The sequence below is a fragment of the Symbiobacterium ostreiconchae genome, from assembly GCF_055396975.1.
On record NZ_AP042454.1, the window covers coordinates 1,878,617 to 1,893,349 of the forward strand.

The window sequence follows — 14,733 nt, forward strand, 5'->3', positions numbered from 1 at the left end:
GGAGGTGCCCCACGTGGCGAAGAAGCTGGTCGCTGTTACCTCGTGCCCCACTGGAATTGCGCATACCTATATGGCCGCCGAGGCCCTGCAGAAGGCCGCCGCAGCCAAGCGGATCACGATCAAGGTCGAGACCCGGGGCTCGGTCGGCGCCGAGAACGTGCTGACGGATGAGGATATCCGCCAGGCCGACGCGGTCATCATCGCGGCCGACACCGCGGTGGACACGGCGCGCTTTGCCGGCAAGCCCCTGGTGCAGGTGAGCGTCGGCGAGGCCATCAAGGACGCGGCCGGGCTGATCGACCGGGCGCTGACGGCGAAGGCGCCGGACCTGGTGGCCCAGGTGGAGGAGATCAAGCAGGAGCGGAAGGCGCAGGCCACCGGCTGGTACAAGCACCTGATGACGGGCGTCTCGTACATGATCCCCTTCGTCGTGGCCGGCGGCATCCTGATCGCCATCTCGTTCATGTTCGGCATCGAGGCCGCCGCGACGGAGGGCACGTTCGCCTACGTCCTCAACGTCATCGGCGGACAGGCGGGCTTCGGTTTCATGGTCCCCATCCTGGGCGGCTTCATCGCCTACTCCATCGCTGACCGCCCGGGCATCGCCCCCGGCATGGCCGCCGGCTACCTGGCCAACTCGGTGGGCGCCGGCTTCCTCGGGGCCATCGTGGGCGGCTTCCTGGCCGGCTACCTGGTCTACTACCTGAACAAGTGGATCCGGCTGCCCCGCACCCTGGAGGGCATGAAGCCGGTGCTGATCCTGCCGCTGCTGGGCGTTGGCATCACGGGCCTCATCATGGTGTACGTGCTCAACGAGCCCATGGCGGCGATCATGACGGGGCTGCAGAACTGGCTGACGGGGCTCACCGGCGGCTCGGCCGTGGTGCTGGGCTTCATCCTGGGCGCCATGATGGCGTTTGACATGGGCGGCCCGGTGAACAAGGCGGCGTACGCCTTCGGCACCGGCCTGCTGGCCTCGCAGGTCTACGAGCCCATGGCGGCCGTGATGGCCGCGGGCATGACCCCGCCGCTGGGTCTCTTCCTGGCCACCCTGCTGGCGCCGAAGAAGTACACCGCCGAGGAGCGTGAGGCGGGCAAGGCCGCCGGTGTGCTGGGCATCAGCTTCATCACCGAAGGCGCGATCCCGTTCGCCGCCGCCGACCCGTTCCGGGTCATCCCCGCCATCATGGCCGGCTCGGCGGTCACCGGCGCCCTCTCGATGCTGTTCGGCTGCAAGCTCATGGTGCCCCACGGCGGCATCTGGGTGCTGCCGATGGGCAACGTCGTGGGCAACCTCGGGATGTACGCCGTGGCGATCATCGTGGGTACCGTGGTCACGGCGCTCATCGTGAACCTGCTGAAGCCGAATAAGGAGTAGCCTGCGGAGCGACGTGAGGCTCCCACCCGATCAGGCGGGTGGGAGCCTCGTGTTGTTGGCGCAGTGTCGGCAGGGCTAGGGGGAGGGGGGACTGGCACGTGGTCATCGTAGTCACACCTGTGCATCCGAGCCCGCTGTATCCGCTCCCGCTGCATTCCGGCTGTTCCTGCCGTCGCAGTTTCGGAACCGCCGCTTTTTGACTTCCGCCATCGAGTTGAAGTCGAAAACTGGACGTTTCCACCGGGCGACGCGCTCGTCGTCCCGCCACTCGCTGCCTGCCCGTGTCGCTTATGTAAACTGATTGCTATGTTATGTCTTCTTCGGGGGCGCGCGAGGGGGGATGTGCCGCCGCTGAGTCCGGCTGGGGGACGCATCGCGACCGTTGTGCCTGTGGTGCGCTCGCCATCGCGGACTGGGAACCGCCGCTTTTTCACTTTCGCCTCCGGGCCAAAGTCGAAAACCGGACGTTCCCACTGGGCGCGGCGTTAGTCGTCCCGCAGATCGCCGCCTGCTCGTGTTGCTTATGTAAACTGGTCGCTATGTTATGTCTCTTTCGGGGGTGCGCGAGGGGGGATGTGCCGCCGCTGAGTCCGGCTGGGGGCCGCATTACGACCGCTGTACTTATGGTGCGCTCGCCATGGCGGACTGGGAACCGCCGCTTTTTCACTTCCGCCTCCGGGCCGAAGTCGAAAACCGGACGTTCCCACCGGGCGAGACGTGAGCCGTCCCGCCGCTCCTCGTCCGCCCATGTCGCTTATGTAAACCAGGTGGTTGTCTTATGTCGCCTCGGGCGTTGTGCACACGGGGCGGGCCTGCACGCGTGTGTCACTGCGTCCCATGCTGCCGCTGCCTTATCCCCGTTGAATCCGCCACCGAGGTCTCGGAGCCGCCACTTTTTCACTTCCGCCTTTGGACCGAAGTCGAAAACCGGACGTTGCCACTGGGTAAACGCTAGTCGTCTCGCTACTCGTCGCCTGGCCGTGTCGCTTATGTAAACTGGTCGCTATGTTATGTCTCCTTCGGGGGCGCGCGAGGGGGGGCCGGTGCTGAGTCGGGCGGGGGGCCGCATGACGACCGCTGTACTTATGGTGCGCTCGCCATCGCGTACTGGGAGCCGCCACTTTTTCACTTCCGCCTCGGGGCCGAAGTCGAAAACCGGACGTTCCCGCCGGGCGAGGCGTTAGCCGTCCCACCGCTCCTCGTCCGCACCGCTGTATACGATCCCCATGGGCGGGAGGGGCTGGCTTCTGCGAGACCACAAAGGGCTCCCACCCGATCAGGCGGGTGGGAGCCCTTTCCTGACGTCACAGCCGAACCTCCTGTGCCGGGAAGGCGATGGCACAGCATAAGCACGGCGCCGGGCACGAGGAAACGAGCCGTTCGTGGACGGATCCGTATGAAGGTGTAGCACCCGACGGCAGCCCCACCGGTACCTGTGATCCGAGAACGACGGCGACAGCCTCTCCGGGGCGTCCCCGACCCATCGTTCCGGATCGCATCTCCCCCCAGTCAACAGCTCCCCACTACCCCACCCACTCCCGCCAGTCCTCACTGATCAGCCCCTGGGCCCGGGCCCCGGCCATTGCCAGGCCACAGCCACATTCCCGGTGGCGCCGCGCCAGCTCCGCGGCCCGGGCCAGCACCGGCAGCAGGTCCGTCTCGGCATCGCCCACAATGACCAGCCCCGCGTAGCACAGCTCCAGCTCCCGCGCCAGGAAGGCCTCCGGCACCAGGCCGGCTCCGACCACGTCCCCGCCCCACGTGCGGTACATGCGCCGCTCGGCCTCGGTCGCCTCCCTGGACCCGTCAACGCCTACGTACGTGGCCCCTCGGAACGCCCGGGGGGTCTTCTCGCGCGCCGCCGCGTACAAGGCGGCCGACAGCTCGGGGCAGAAGGGCGGGTCGAGCCGGATGAAGCCGTAGCCTTTCCCCGCGAAGAAGGTGGCAGGGAGGAGGCGGGTGAGGTCAATCACGTCGGCCGGCACCACCAGGTCGCCGGGCTCGAGCAGCGGGCTGACGGCCTCGGCCCGGGCGGCTGCCAGGACCGCGGCGGCGCCCGCCGCCTTCGCCGCGTAGATGAGCGCCCGGGGGTCGGTGTCGGCGGTGCGGACCAGGGCGAGCCCCCGCTGCGTCACCCGACCGTAAGGCGTCTCGTAAAGCGTACCTCCGCATGCGCGCCCGGCCACGGGGCTTCCGTCATCCGAGCCGCCGGTGCGGTCAGGGGTCGCCCCGCCGCCAGCCCCCTCCGGCCAGAGCTCCTCCGGCATGATGAACAGCGTCTCACTCACCCTCGCTCGCCTCCTCCTCCAGCAGGCGCCGCACGATGCGGAACATGAGCTGCCCCACCTCCGGCCCGAAGAGCCGCTGCTCGGGGCCGTCGAAAGGCACGCCCGTCGCGTAGTTGGAGACCCAGCAGATCGACCCGTACGCCATCCCCAGCTCCCGGGCCAGGAAGACCTCCGGCGCCAGCGTCATCCCCACCAGTTCGGCCCCCGCCTGGGCCAGGAGGGCGATCTCCGCCCGGGTCTCCAGCCGGGCGCCCTCGGTGGCGGCGTAGACGGCCCCGGGCGCCGCCCGGTGGCCGCACGCGGCGGCCGCCCGCACCAGTCTCGCCCTGAGGGCGGGGTCGAACAGCGCAGTCGAGGCGCCTGTCTGGCGCCGGGCAGGTACGGCCGTCCCGGCGGCCGTGCGGGACGTGTTCCCGGCGGCCGTGCGGGACGTGTTCCCGGCCACCGTGCGGGATGTGGTTCCGGCGACCGTGGCCGACGTGTTCCCGGCGGGCCTCCCGCGTAGCGGCGCTGAAGGCGCATCCCCCGGCGCGCCCCCTCGCAACCAAGCACCAAAACTGTCCGGCCGCCGGCGGGTCCAGTCGATCAGATCCGAGACCACCGCCAGGCTCCCCGGCGGCAGCGACCGCACCATAGACCCGGCGCTGTTCCAGCTCAGCACCCGCCGGGCGCCCAACGCGCGGGCCGCCCACACGTTGGCCCGGTAATTAATGAAGGGCGGTGTCACCCCCAGCCGCCCGTCGCCCCCGTGCCGGCTGAGGAAGGCCACGGGCCGTCCCCCCACGGCGAAGATGCGGAACGGGCCGGCGGGGCCGTAGGGGGTTTCCACCGTGTGCTCGGTCCAGCCCGGGCCGAATGCCAGGTGATACGCAGCGGTACCCCCGATGATCACGGTGTCGACCGAAACCGGCAGTCTGGGTTCCATCGTTGGATTCTCCCTTTCAGGGCGGATCGCCCGGTTACAGATGCGAAGCGGCCCGCCGGTGCACCCCGGCATGGCCCGCAGGCACGCCGCCGGTCGGCGCGGCCGCGTCGGCGGTCTGGCCCCGCACCGTCCGGACGGGCGAGCTGAGAGCCCTCACCGTGACCTCACGCATGCGGCTCTTCCGGCTCCGGCGCCTGGAAGTAATCCCGCAGGTTCCAGGGCGTGAACAGCCCCCGGTCCGTGGCGATGACGCTCACGAACTGCGGCGGCGTGATGTCAAAGGCCGGGTAGTACCCCCGGATCCCCTCCGCCGCGGTGCGCACGCCGCGGCAGTAGAAGACCTCCTCCGGGTCCCGCTCCTCGATGGGGATGTCGGCCGCCGTGGCCCGGTCGGCGTCGGGGCCGTCGTAGCCCAGCACGATGAAGGGCACGCCGAAGTGGTGGGCCAGCACCGCGTACTGGAACGTGCCGATCTTGTTGGAGACGTGGCCGTCCAGCGTGATGGAGTCGGCGGCCGTGACGTACTTGGTGATCATCCCTCGATAGAAGAGATACCCCGGCATGTTGTCGGTCACCAGGGTCACCGGCACGCCGATCTCCCGGGCCTGGGCGGCCGTCAGCCGGGCCCCCTGCAGGTAGGGGCGGGTCTCGGTGGCGTAAAGCTCGATCTTCTTCCCCGCCTGCAGGGCGAAGTAGAGCATGTAGTTCAGGGCGGCGCCGGCGAAGCAGTGGGTGAGGATGCGGTCTCCGTCCTCCAGCAGTCCGGCCGCGTGCCAGCCGCTCAGCCGGGCGGCCCGGTCGCCGGCCTGGATCTGCCCGTCCACGAAGGCGACGATCTCCGCCTCCGGGTCACGCCCCTCATCGATGGCCGAGAGCGCCAGGGCCAGTGCCCGGTCCAGCAGCGGAAAGATGTCCGCGCCGGTCGGCCGGGTCGACCGCAGTTCCCGGTGAGCCTGCTTCAGCGACTGGCGGTAGGCGTGCTCAGGCAGGTCCCGGAACTGGCGGGCGGCCAGGGCCAGGCCGTAGCCGGCGGCGTAGGCCAGGGGCGGCGCCCCCTGGATCACCATGTCCACGATGGCCTGCGCGACCTCCCGGTAGTCCCGGCAGGCCACGAAGACGATCTCCTCCGGCAGCCGCCGCCGGTCCAGGATCCGCACAATGCCGTTGACATATTTCAGCGTGTCTGCCCGGTTGGTGAGGATGGGAAGCCTGGGTCCGTTCACCGCGTCTCCTCCCTCGGATTCTGTCTCCTCCCATCATGCCGCAGCGTCCGGCGCCTGACCGGACGACAAGTGTCACAAAACGGACAATGACGGTCGGCAGGCCCCCACCGCACGCCCAACCCCGCTACAGTAGAGGAAGCATCCCCCACAACGGAAGGAGCGGAGACATGGGCGGCAGCAGCCTCCTGGAACGGACCCTGGACGCCCGCCTGGCCCCCATCTACCGCAAGGTGGTGGCCGGCGAGCGGCTCTCGTTCGATGACGGCGTGACCCTGATGACCCACCCGAACCTCTTCGCCGTCGGGCAGCTGGCCAACCTGGCCAGGCGGCTGCGCGTCGGCGACCGGGTCTACTTCAACAACAACGCCCACATCAACTACTCCAACGTCTGTGCCATCCACTGCAAGTTCTGCGCCTTCGGCCAGAGCCGGCGCAGCCCCAAGGCCTTTACCTTATCCATCGAAGAGATCGTCGCCAGGGCGCGGGCGGCCGTGGCCCAGGGCGCGACCGAACTGCACATGGTGGGCGGCCTCCATCCGGATCTGCCGTGGGAGTGGTATCCGGAGATGCTCCGGGCGGTGAAGGCGGCCTGCCCCGACGTGCACCTGAAGTGCTTCACGGCCATCGAGCTCATCCACTTCACCCGCATCTCGGGTCTGACCCTCGAGCAGGTGCTGCTGACCCTGAAGGAGGCGGGCCTGGGCTCCCTGCCGGGCGGCGGGGCGGAGATCTTCGCCCGGCGGGTGCGGGAGGAGATCTGCAAGCCGAAGGAGACGGCGGAGGAGTGGCTCCACGTGCACGACACCGCGCACCGGCTGGGGCTGAAATCCAACGCCACCATGCTTTACGGAACCATCGAGACCCCTGAGGAGCGGGTGGACCACCTGGTGCGCCTCCGGGAGCAGCAGGACCGGAGCGGCGGCTTCCAGGCCTTCATCCCGCTCCGGTTCCATCCCGAGAACACCCACCTGGCCCACCTGCCCGGCCCCACGGGGTACGACGACCTGCGGGTGATCGCCGTCGGCCGGCTGATGCTGGACAACTTCTCCCACATCAAGAGCTACTGGATCGCCAGCTCCCCGGCGATCACCCAGGTGGCGCTCCACTTCGGCGCCAACGACATCGACGGCACCGTGCGGGAGGAGAAGATCTACCACATGGCCGGCGCGCAGACGGCGCAGTACACCGAGCTGCAGCAGCTGCTGCGCATGATCTGGGAGGCCGGGCGCATCCCCGCCGAGCGGAACACCGTGTATGAGGTGATCCGGGAGTACCCGCCGGAACCCGACCCTGCCCTGGTGGCTGCGGGCGCCATCCACGGCTACACCGCCGAGACCGTACACCTCTCCGCGGCTGAGCGGGCCATCGCCGAGGGCCGGTTCCACCCGGGAGGCCGCCGGGGGCGGCCCGTGCCGGTCCAGTTTCTGGATGAGCCGCAGACCGGAGGCGCCGGCGAGCGCACAGCGGAAGGGAGGGCTTGAGCCTTGGAGCAGATGGAACAGCTGGAGCGGGCCGGGCGGAATCCGGCCGGGCCGCAGCAGGCCGGAGCGAAGCTGACCGAGCCGAGCCGACCCCAGCCGAAGCTGGCCGGGGCGAGTGCCGCCGAACTGGAGCAGATCCAGGCGGCCCTGGCGAGGCCCGAGCCCACGCCGGCGGTGGAGCGGATTCTGCACAAGGCCCTGGACGGCCACCGGCTGAGCTACGAGGAAGGCTGCGTGCTGATGCGGGAGGGCGACCTGGGGTCGCTGGGCCTGGTGGCCGGGGAGATCACGCGCCGGCTCCACCCGGACAACATCGTGACCTTCGTCGTCGACCGGAACATCAACTACACCAACGTCTGCGTCACCGACTGCAAGTTCTGCGCCTTCTACCGGCACGAGAAGGACCCGGACGCCTGGGTGCTCAGCCACGAGCAGATCCTGGAGAAGGTGGGCGAGCTGGCCGCGGGCGGCGGCACGCAGGTGCTGATCCAGGGCGGCCACCACCCGAAGCTGCCCTTCGAGTACTACACCGAGATGTGCCGGCTCATCAAACGGCACTACCCGCTGATCGCCATCCACTCCTTCTCGGTCTCCGAGATCCGCCACTTCGCCCGGATGTACAAGATGCCGGTGCGGGAGGTGGTGGAGCGGCTGAAAGAGGCCGGGTTGGACTCGGTGCCCGGCGCCGGTGGCGAGGTGCTGGCCGACCGGCCCCGCCGCATCATCGCCCCGCTGAAGGATCCGGCCAAAGACTGGCTGGAGACCTACGAGATCATCGCCGATGCGGGGCTGCGGGGCTCTTCCACCATGATGTTCGGCCACGTGGAGACGCTGGAGGAGCGGGTGGAGCACCTGCTCAGGCTCCGGGAGATTCAGGACCGGACCGCCGAGAAGCACGGCGCCGGGGTCTTCTGGTCCTTCATCTGCTGGACCTTCCAGCCGGGCAACACCCCGCTGGTGGCCGAGGGGCTCCATAACGGCGTGACCACGTCCAGCTACGAGTACCTGCGCACCCTGGCGGTGGCCCGGATCTTCCTGGACAACATCCCGAACATCCAGGCCTCCTGGGTCACCCAGGGGGTGCGCATCGGCCAGATCAGCCTGGACTGCGGCTGCAACGACTTCGGCGGCACCATGATGGAGGAGAACGTGGTGGCGGCCGCGGGCACCGTCTTCCACGCCACACCGGCCGACGCCATCCGGCTGATCCGCGACGCCGGCCGGATCCCGGCGAAGCGCAACACCTTCTACGAGATCCTGGAGACGTACTGGGAGGGCTAAGCGATATGCGTGATCCTTTGTTCAGGGCCGGGGCAGTCGGGCCGGCGGGGAGCCGGACCGGGGAGGAGGGACGCCTGGCGGTGCGCCCCGGGACCGGCCCGCGGCCGGAGTCCGGCGCCGCGCCCGCCCTGCCGCGGGCGGGGCACGCCGCGGCCGGAACCGCGACCGCCGCGCCGGAGGCTCCCCCGGTCCGGCTGGGCTACATCGACTACCTCAACTGCCTGCCGGTGTACTTCGGCATCGAGCGGGGAGCGGTGGAACTGGAGGTGGCCGTGCAGAAAGGGCCGCCGTCCGTCCTCAACCGGGCTTTCCTGGAGGGGCGGCTGGACGTCACGCCCATCTCCAGCATCGAGTACGCCCGCCACGCCGCGGACTGCGTGATCATGCCCGGCCTGTCCATCAGCGCCGACGGCCGGGTGGCATCCATCCTGCTCTTCCACCGCCGGCCGCTGGAGGAGCTGGACGGCCGCCCCGTCGCGCTCACCACCGCCTCGGCCACGTCGGTGGTGCTCACCCGCATCATTCTGGAGCTGCGCTACGGGGTGCGGCCGGTGTACCGGCGGGCGGAGCCGGATCTGGAGGCGATGCTGGCGGAGCACGACGCCGCCCTCCTGATCGGCGACGACGCCCTGCTGGCGGCCGTGCGGCATCCCGAGATCCCCCATGCGGACCTGGGGGCGGAGTGGAAGGCCTTCACCGGCCACCCCATGGTCTACGCCCTCTGGGTGGCCCGGCGGGAGCTGGCGGAGGCCGACCCGGCCGCCCTGCGCCGGATCACGCGGGTGTTCCACGCCTCCCAGGAGTACGCCTGGGACCGCCGCCCGGACATGGTGGCAGAGGCCGTGGCCCGCAGGGGGCTGCCGCCCGCCGTGGTCGACGACTACTTCGACCTGATCCGCCACGAGTTCGGGCCCCGCTACCGCCGGGGGCTGGTGGCCTATTACGAGCACGCCCGCCGGCTGGGCGAGCTCGACGCGGTGCCGCCCCTGCGGGTGTGGGGGGAGGACTGAACCGCGAAACGGGATCCCCCTCGCCTGGAGGGGGATCCCGTGCTTCTTCCGCAGCGGGCCACAGGCGATCGGCCTGCCCGGTCGCCCGGGCTGCGCGGGCGCGGCTGCAGATTGTAGCGGACCCCGGGCCGCACGGGCGCGCTGTTGTCGCAATAGAAAAAACCGAGCGAAAATCGCCAACCCCCGAGGCGTGAACCCCTTGTCGCTGTAAGGCTTTATGGTTTTCACCGCGACAACTTGGTGTCTTGCCAAAATCTCTTTGGCTTTCGCTAGAGGAGTTTTTGATCCCCCAGAGAATATACACTAGCTAATATCCGGGAAATCCGGAGACAAATACGACAAGAGAGGGGAAACAGGATGAGGGGGGTCAGCATGAAGCGCTTTCTCGTAGGGCTTCTGGCGGTTTCCATGCTCGTGCTCTCCGCATGCGGCGGGGCGTCCTCGGGTTCCGGTTCTGACTCCGGTCCTTCGGGCTCCACGTCCACGGGGAGCGGCTCGTCGGGTCCCAGCACGAGCGCCGGGGACAAGGTGATCAAGATCGGCCTGATCGCCCCGCTCACGGGCAGCGTGAAGACCTTCGGCGAGTCCAGCAAGAAGGGCTTTGAGCTCGCGCTGGAGCAGGCCGGGTACAAGGCCGGGGACTACACCATCGAGTTCGTCGCCGGTGACGACAAGGGTGACTCCACGGAGGGCGTGAACCTCGCCACCCGCTTCATCACCCAGGACGGCGTCAAGGCCATCATCGGGTCGGTCACCTCCGGCGTCACCATTCCCGTCAGCCTGGTGGCCAACGAGAACAAGATCCCGATGATCACCGGCACGGCGACCGCCGAGGGCGTGACGGTGAACGAGGACGGCTCCCGCAAGGAGTACATCTTCCGGGCCTGCTTCATCGACCCGTTCCAGGGCCAGGTGGCGGCCAAGTTCGCCCTCGAGGAACTGGGCGTGAAGACGGCTGCGGTCTTCTACGACAAGGGCAACCCCTACACGGTGGGTCTGGCCGAGTCCTTCCGGGCCGAGTTTGAGGCGGGCGGCGGCCAGATCGTGGCCTGGGAGTCCTACGCCGAGGCCGACACCGACTTCTCCGCCGTCATGACCAACGTAGCGGCGCTGCAGCCCGAGATGCTCTACCTGCCCGACTACTACAACAAGGTGTCGCTGCTGGCCAAGGCCGCCAAGGAGAAGGGGCTCGACGTGCCCATGCTGGGCGGCGACGGCTGGGACTCCGAGGATCTGGATTTCCAGGCGCTGGCGGGCAACTACTTCACCGCCCACTACTCGGCTGACGACCCCAGCCCGGCGGTGCAGAAGTTCGTCCAGGAGTTCGAGGCCAAGTTCGGCCACAAGCCTGACTCCTTCGCCGCGCTGACCTACGACGCCACCAACATCCTGCTGGAGGCCATCCGGATCGCCAACACCGACGACACCGACGCCATCCGGCAGGCCATCCAGGACCTGAAGGGCTTCCAGGCGGTCGGCGGCTCCATCTCCTTCGACGACAAGGGCAACCCGATCAAGGCCGCGACCATCCTGAAGGTCAGCGCCGACAAGTCCTACGAGTTCGTCACGACCGTCAACCCGTAAGCAGCGAATCAGGTTCGTGCCAGGGCCCGGCCGAAGGCGGCCTGGCCCTGGCGCACCGCATTGATAAGGAGGCGGGCCTATGGGCCAGTTGCTAGAACAGGTGGTCAATGGCCTCCAACTCGGATTTGTCTACGCCCTGATCGCGGTGGGCTACACCATGGTCTACGGCATCATCAAGCTGATCAACTTCGCCCACGGAGACGTCATCATGGTGGGCGCCTTTGTCACCTTCTTCGGACTGGTCCGGGGCATTCCCTGGCCCGTCGCCATCCTGATCGGCATGATCGTCTGCGCCGTATTGGGCGTGGTGATCGAGCGTCTGGCCTACCGGCCCCTCCGAGAGAAGGGGGCGCCGCGCATCGCCGCGCTCATCACCGCGATCGGCGTGTCGCTGTTCCTCGAGAACTTTGCCAGCCTGCGCATCGCCTTCGGCCCCGACTTCCGCCAGTTCCCGGCAATGGTCGCCCGCGCGCAGTGGAACATTTTCGGCGTGACCATCAGCAGCATCCAGGTGCTGATCGTAAGCATCACGATCCTCCTGGTGCTCATCCTGCAGGTGGTCGTCTACCGCACGAAGATCGGCAAGGCGATGCGGGCGGTATCCATGGACATGGACGCCGCCCGGCTGATGGGCATCAACGTCAACATGGTGATCGCCTTCACCTTCGCGATCGGCTCGGCCCTGGCGGCGGCAGCCGGCGCCCTGTGGGCGGCTGCCTACCCGCAGATCTGGCCGTACATGGGCATCATGCCCGGCCTGAAGGCCTTCACCGCCGCCGTGCTCGGGGGCATCGGCTCCATTCCCGGCGCACTGCTGGGCGCGGTGCTGATGGGCCAGGCTGAAGTGCTGACCGCGGCCTACCTGACCACCGACTTCAAGGACGCTGTCGCTTTTGCCATGCTGATCCTGGTGCTGCTGGTCCGTCCGGCCGGCCTGCTGGGCAAGGCCGGGCCGGAGAAGGTGTAAGGGGGTGGCGACCTTGCAGAGCAACAACCGCATGATTCAGAGCATCGTCTCCGCTGCGCTGGTTGTCGCCCTCTTCGTCGTGCTGTACGTGCTCAGGAAGCAGGGGATCATCTCCACCTATTGGGGCATGATCCTCGACCTGGCGCTGATCACGACGACCTCCGCCATGGGTCTCAGCCTGATCTACGGCTTCGCCGGCCAGTTCTCGCTGGGCCACGCGGCCTTCTACGGGATCGGCGCGTACGTCGCAGCGTTCATCACCAAGTCTTACGGCGGCACGACGCTCAACTTCGTGCTCGCCCTGCTCGCCGGCGCGGCCGCCGCGGCCCTGGTCGCCTTCCTCATCGGCCTGCCCATCCTCCGGCTGCGGTCGGACTACCTGGGCATCGCGACGCTGGGCTTCGGCGTGATCGTCAAGGTCCTGTTCGACAACAGCGACAAGATCTCTAAGCTGTTCGGCGGCTCCATGGGCATGACCGGCATCCCCCGCATCACCACCTTCCCGTGGGTGTTCTGGTCCGCGGTGCTGGTGATCCTGATCGCCCGCAACCTGGTCCACTCCAGCCACGGACGGGCGTGCATCAGCGTGCGGGAGGACGAGGTGGCGGCGGACATCATGGGCATCGACACTACCCGGTTCAAGATGCTGGCCTTCACGCTGGGCTGCGCCATGGCCGGGCTGGCCGGCGGCCTGTACGCCCACCTCTACGCCTTCCTGCACCCCACCAACTTCCAGTTCCTGAAGTCGTTTGACGTGCTCCTGATCGTCGTGCTGGGCGGTCTGGGCAGTCTCACCGGGACGGTGGTCGCCGGCATGGGCGTGGTCTTCCTGCAGGAGTGGCTGCGCGACGTGCTTGGCCAGCAGTTCCTGGACTGGCGCGGCGTGGTCTACGCCCTGGTCCTGATCGTGCTGATGATCATGCGCCCGCAGGGGCTCATGGGCGGCTGGGAGTTCAGCCTGGACCGGCTGCGCCTGCGCCGTGCGAAGGGGGGGAAGGCCAGTGGCACTGCTTGAATGCCGGAACGTATCCCGCCACTTCGGCGGCCTGAAGGCGCTGGTGGACTTTGAACTGCAGCTGGAGAAGGGCGAGCTGGTCGGGCTCATCGGCCCCAACGGCGCCGGCAAGACCACCGTCTTCAACGTCATCACCGGGGTCTTCCCCCCGACGGCGGGCGAGGTCGCGCTGGAGGGACGGGTGCTCAACAACCTGAAACCCTTCCAGATCACCCAGTTGGGCATTGCCCGCACCTTCCAGAACATCCGGCTCTTCAAGGAGATGACGGTGCTGGAGAACGTGATGGCCGTCATGCATCCCCGCTGCGGCTACACCCTCCTCGACGCCTTCCTCCGCTCGCCGCGCTTCTCCCGCCAGGAGCGGACCCTGCGGGAAGAGGCCGAGGCGCTGCTGGAGCCGATGAAGCTGGCGGACCGGCGCCACGAGAAGGCCGGGTCGCTGCCGTACGGCGCGCAGCGCCGGCTGGAGATCGCCCGGGCCCTGGCCACCCGGCCCAAGGTGCTGCTGCTCGACGAGCCGGCCGCGGGCATGAACCCCTCGGAGGTCAGCGAGCTCGTGGAGCTGATCCGCCAGGTGAAGGAGCAGTTCGACCTGACCGTGCTGCTCATCGAGCACCAGATGGGCCTGGTCATGAACCTCTGCGAGCGGCTGGTGGTGCTGGACTTCGGCCAGATCATCGCCAGGGGCACGCCGGCGGAGATCCAGTCCGACCCGCGCGTGCTCGAGGCCTACCTCGGAAAGGCGGTGGGCGGATGATCCTGCAGGTGGAAGACCTGTACGTCGCGTACGGCAATATTGAAGCCCTGCACGGGGTCTCCCTCGAAGTCAACGAGGGGGAGATCGTGACGCTGATCGGCGCCAACGGCGCCGGCAAGTCCACCACGCTGCGGGCGATCTCCGGGCTCAACCGGCCCCGCAGCGGCAGCATCAAGTTTCAGGGCGCCGACATCACCCGGACCCCGGCGCATCAGATCGTGGCGATGGGCATCGGCCACGTGCCGGAGGGCCGGCGGGTCTTCCCCGACCTGACGGTCCGGGAGAACCTGGAACTCGGCGCGTACCTGGTGAGCCCGTCCCAGTTCCAGAAGAACCTCGCCGAGGTCTACGAGCGGTTCCCGCGCCTCAAAGAGCGCGAGAGCCAGCGGGCATCGACCCTCTCGGGCGGCGAGCAGCAGATGCTGGCCATGGGCCGTGCGATGATGCTCCAGCCGAAGCTGCTCCTGCTGGACGAGCCTTCCATGGGCCTGGCGCCGCGGCTGGTGCAGGAGATCTTCGAGATCATCGTCGAGCTCAACCGGCGCGGGGCCACGATCCTGCTGGTGGAGCAGAACGCGGCGATGGCCCTCTCCATTGCGCACCGGGCGTACGTGCTGGAGACCGGCCGGGTCGTGCTTTCCGGTCCCGCAGCCGAACTGCGCACGCATCCGGCGGTGCGCGAGGCCTACCTGGGCGGGGCGGCGCACTGAGACCGGCCGCTGCCCGGGGACCGGCCCGAAAGGATGACCTGCGGAGAGCCATTCGTACCAAGGGGACGGACCTTTAGTCCGTCCCCTTAGCGCTTGCGCACACCGCCTTTCGGC

At 68.5% G+C, this 14,733-nt stretch carries 12 protein-coding genes; 9 read left to right on the forward strand and 3 right to left on the reverse strand.

The window, feature by feature from the left end; genetic code table 11:
- Window positions 1–4 precede the first annotated feature (4 nt).
- Window positions 5–1,378: a PTS fructose transporter subunit IIC gene (locus ACZ5UM_RS09125; RefSeq protein ID WP_464843664.1), complete on the forward strand. Its 1,374-nt coding sequence runs from the start codon at window positions 5–7 to the stop codon at window positions 1,376–1,378.
- Window positions 1,379–2,901: 1,523 nt separating this feature from the next.
- Here the strand turns inward: ACZ5UM_RS09125 and ACZ5UM_RS09130 are convergent.
- The 3 genes from ACZ5UM_RS09130 to ACZ5UM_RS09140 all read right to left on the reverse strand — a co-directional run bounded on the left by ACZ5UM_RS09130 (window position 2,902) and on the right by ACZ5UM_RS09140 (window position 5,814).
- On the reverse strand, window positions 2,902–3,666 hold the full coding sequence (locus tag ACZ5UM_RS09130) for a phosphorylase family protein (RefSeq protein WP_464843665.1): 765 nt from the start codon (window positions 3,664–3,666) through the stop codon (window positions 2,902–2,904).
- Complete coding sequence (locus tag ACZ5UM_RS09135; protein ID WP_464843667.1) at window positions 3,659–4,591, reverse strand: MTAP family purine nucleoside phosphorylase; 933 nt, start codon at window positions 4,589–4,591, stop codon at window positions 3,659–3,661. Before ACZ5UM_RS09135 ends, ACZ5UM_RS09130 begins: the two co-directional genes overlap by 8 nt.
- A gap of 164 nt (window positions 4,592–4,755) precedes the next feature.
- Window positions 4,756–5,814 carry a s-methyl-5-thioribose-1-phosphate isomerase gene (locus ACZ5UM_RS09140; RefSeq protein WP_464843668.1) on the reverse strand — a complete coding sequence of 353 codons (1,059 nt, stop codon included), beginning with the start codon at window positions 5,812–5,814 and terminating at the stop codon, window positions 4,756–4,758.
- A 167-nt stretch (window positions 5,815–5,981) separates the two neighbouring features.
- On the opposite strand from ACZ5UM_RS09140, the gene mqnE reads away from it, so the two are divergent.
- The 8 genes from mqnE (at window position 5,982) to ACZ5UM_RS09180 (ending at window position 14,619) form a co-directional block, all read left to right on the forward strand.
- On the forward strand, window positions 5,982–7,295 hold the full coding sequence (mqnE, locus tag ACZ5UM_RS09145) for an aminofutalosine synthase MqnE (protein WP_464843669.1): 1,314 nt from the start codon (window positions 5,982–5,984) through the stop codon (window positions 7,293–7,295).
- A 12-nt stretch (window positions 7,296–7,307) separates the two neighbouring features.
- Window positions 7,308–8,576: a cyclic dehypoxanthinyl futalosine synthase gene (gene mqnC / locus ACZ5UM_RS09150; protein WP_464848328.1), complete on the forward strand. Its 1,269-nt coding sequence runs from the start codon at window positions 7,308–7,310 to the stop codon at window positions 8,574–8,576.
- Between the two features lie 5 nt (window positions 8,577–8,581).
- A complete protein-coding gene (locus ACZ5UM_RS09155) occupies window positions 8,582–9,586 on the forward strand; it encodes a menaquinone biosynthetic enzyme MqnA/MqnD family protein (RefSeq protein WP_464843670.1) in 1,005 nt (334 codons plus the stop codon).
- A 372-nt stretch (window positions 9,587–9,958) separates the two neighbouring features.
- Window positions 9,959–11,170 (forward strand): ABC transporter substrate-binding protein, encoded by a 1,212-nt coding sequence (locus tag ACZ5UM_RS09160; RefSeq protein ID WP_464843671.1) that lies wholly within the window; start codon window positions 9,959–9,961, stop codon window positions 11,168–11,170.
- Window positions 11,171–11,249: 79 nt separating this feature from the next.
- A complete protein-coding gene (locus tag ACZ5UM_RS09165; protein ID WP_464843672.1) occupies window positions 11,250–12,137 on the forward strand; it encodes a branched-chain amino acid ABC transporter permease in 888 nt (295 codons plus the stop codon).
- A 13-nt stretch (window positions 12,138–12,150) separates the two neighbouring features.
- Entirely contained in the window at window positions 12,151–13,152 is a 1,002-nt protein-coding gene (locus tag ACZ5UM_RS09170; RefSeq protein WP_464843673.1) for a branched-chain amino acid ABC transporter permease, read from the forward strand.
- Window positions 13,139–13,909, forward strand: a complete 771-nt coding sequence (locus ACZ5UM_RS09175; RefSeq protein ID WP_464843674.1) for an ABC transporter ATP-binding protein — start codon at window positions 13,139–13,141, stop codon at window positions 13,907–13,909. Before ACZ5UM_RS09170 ends, ACZ5UM_RS09175 begins: the two co-directional genes overlap by 14 nt.
- Window positions 13,906–14,619: an ABC transporter ATP-binding protein gene (locus tag ACZ5UM_RS09180; RefSeq protein ID WP_464843675.1), complete on the forward strand. Its 714-nt coding sequence runs from the start codon at window positions 13,906–13,908 to the stop codon at window positions 14,617–14,619. Before ACZ5UM_RS09175 ends, ACZ5UM_RS09180 begins: the two co-directional genes overlap by 4 nt.
- Window positions 14,620–14,733 lie beyond the last annotated feature (114 nt).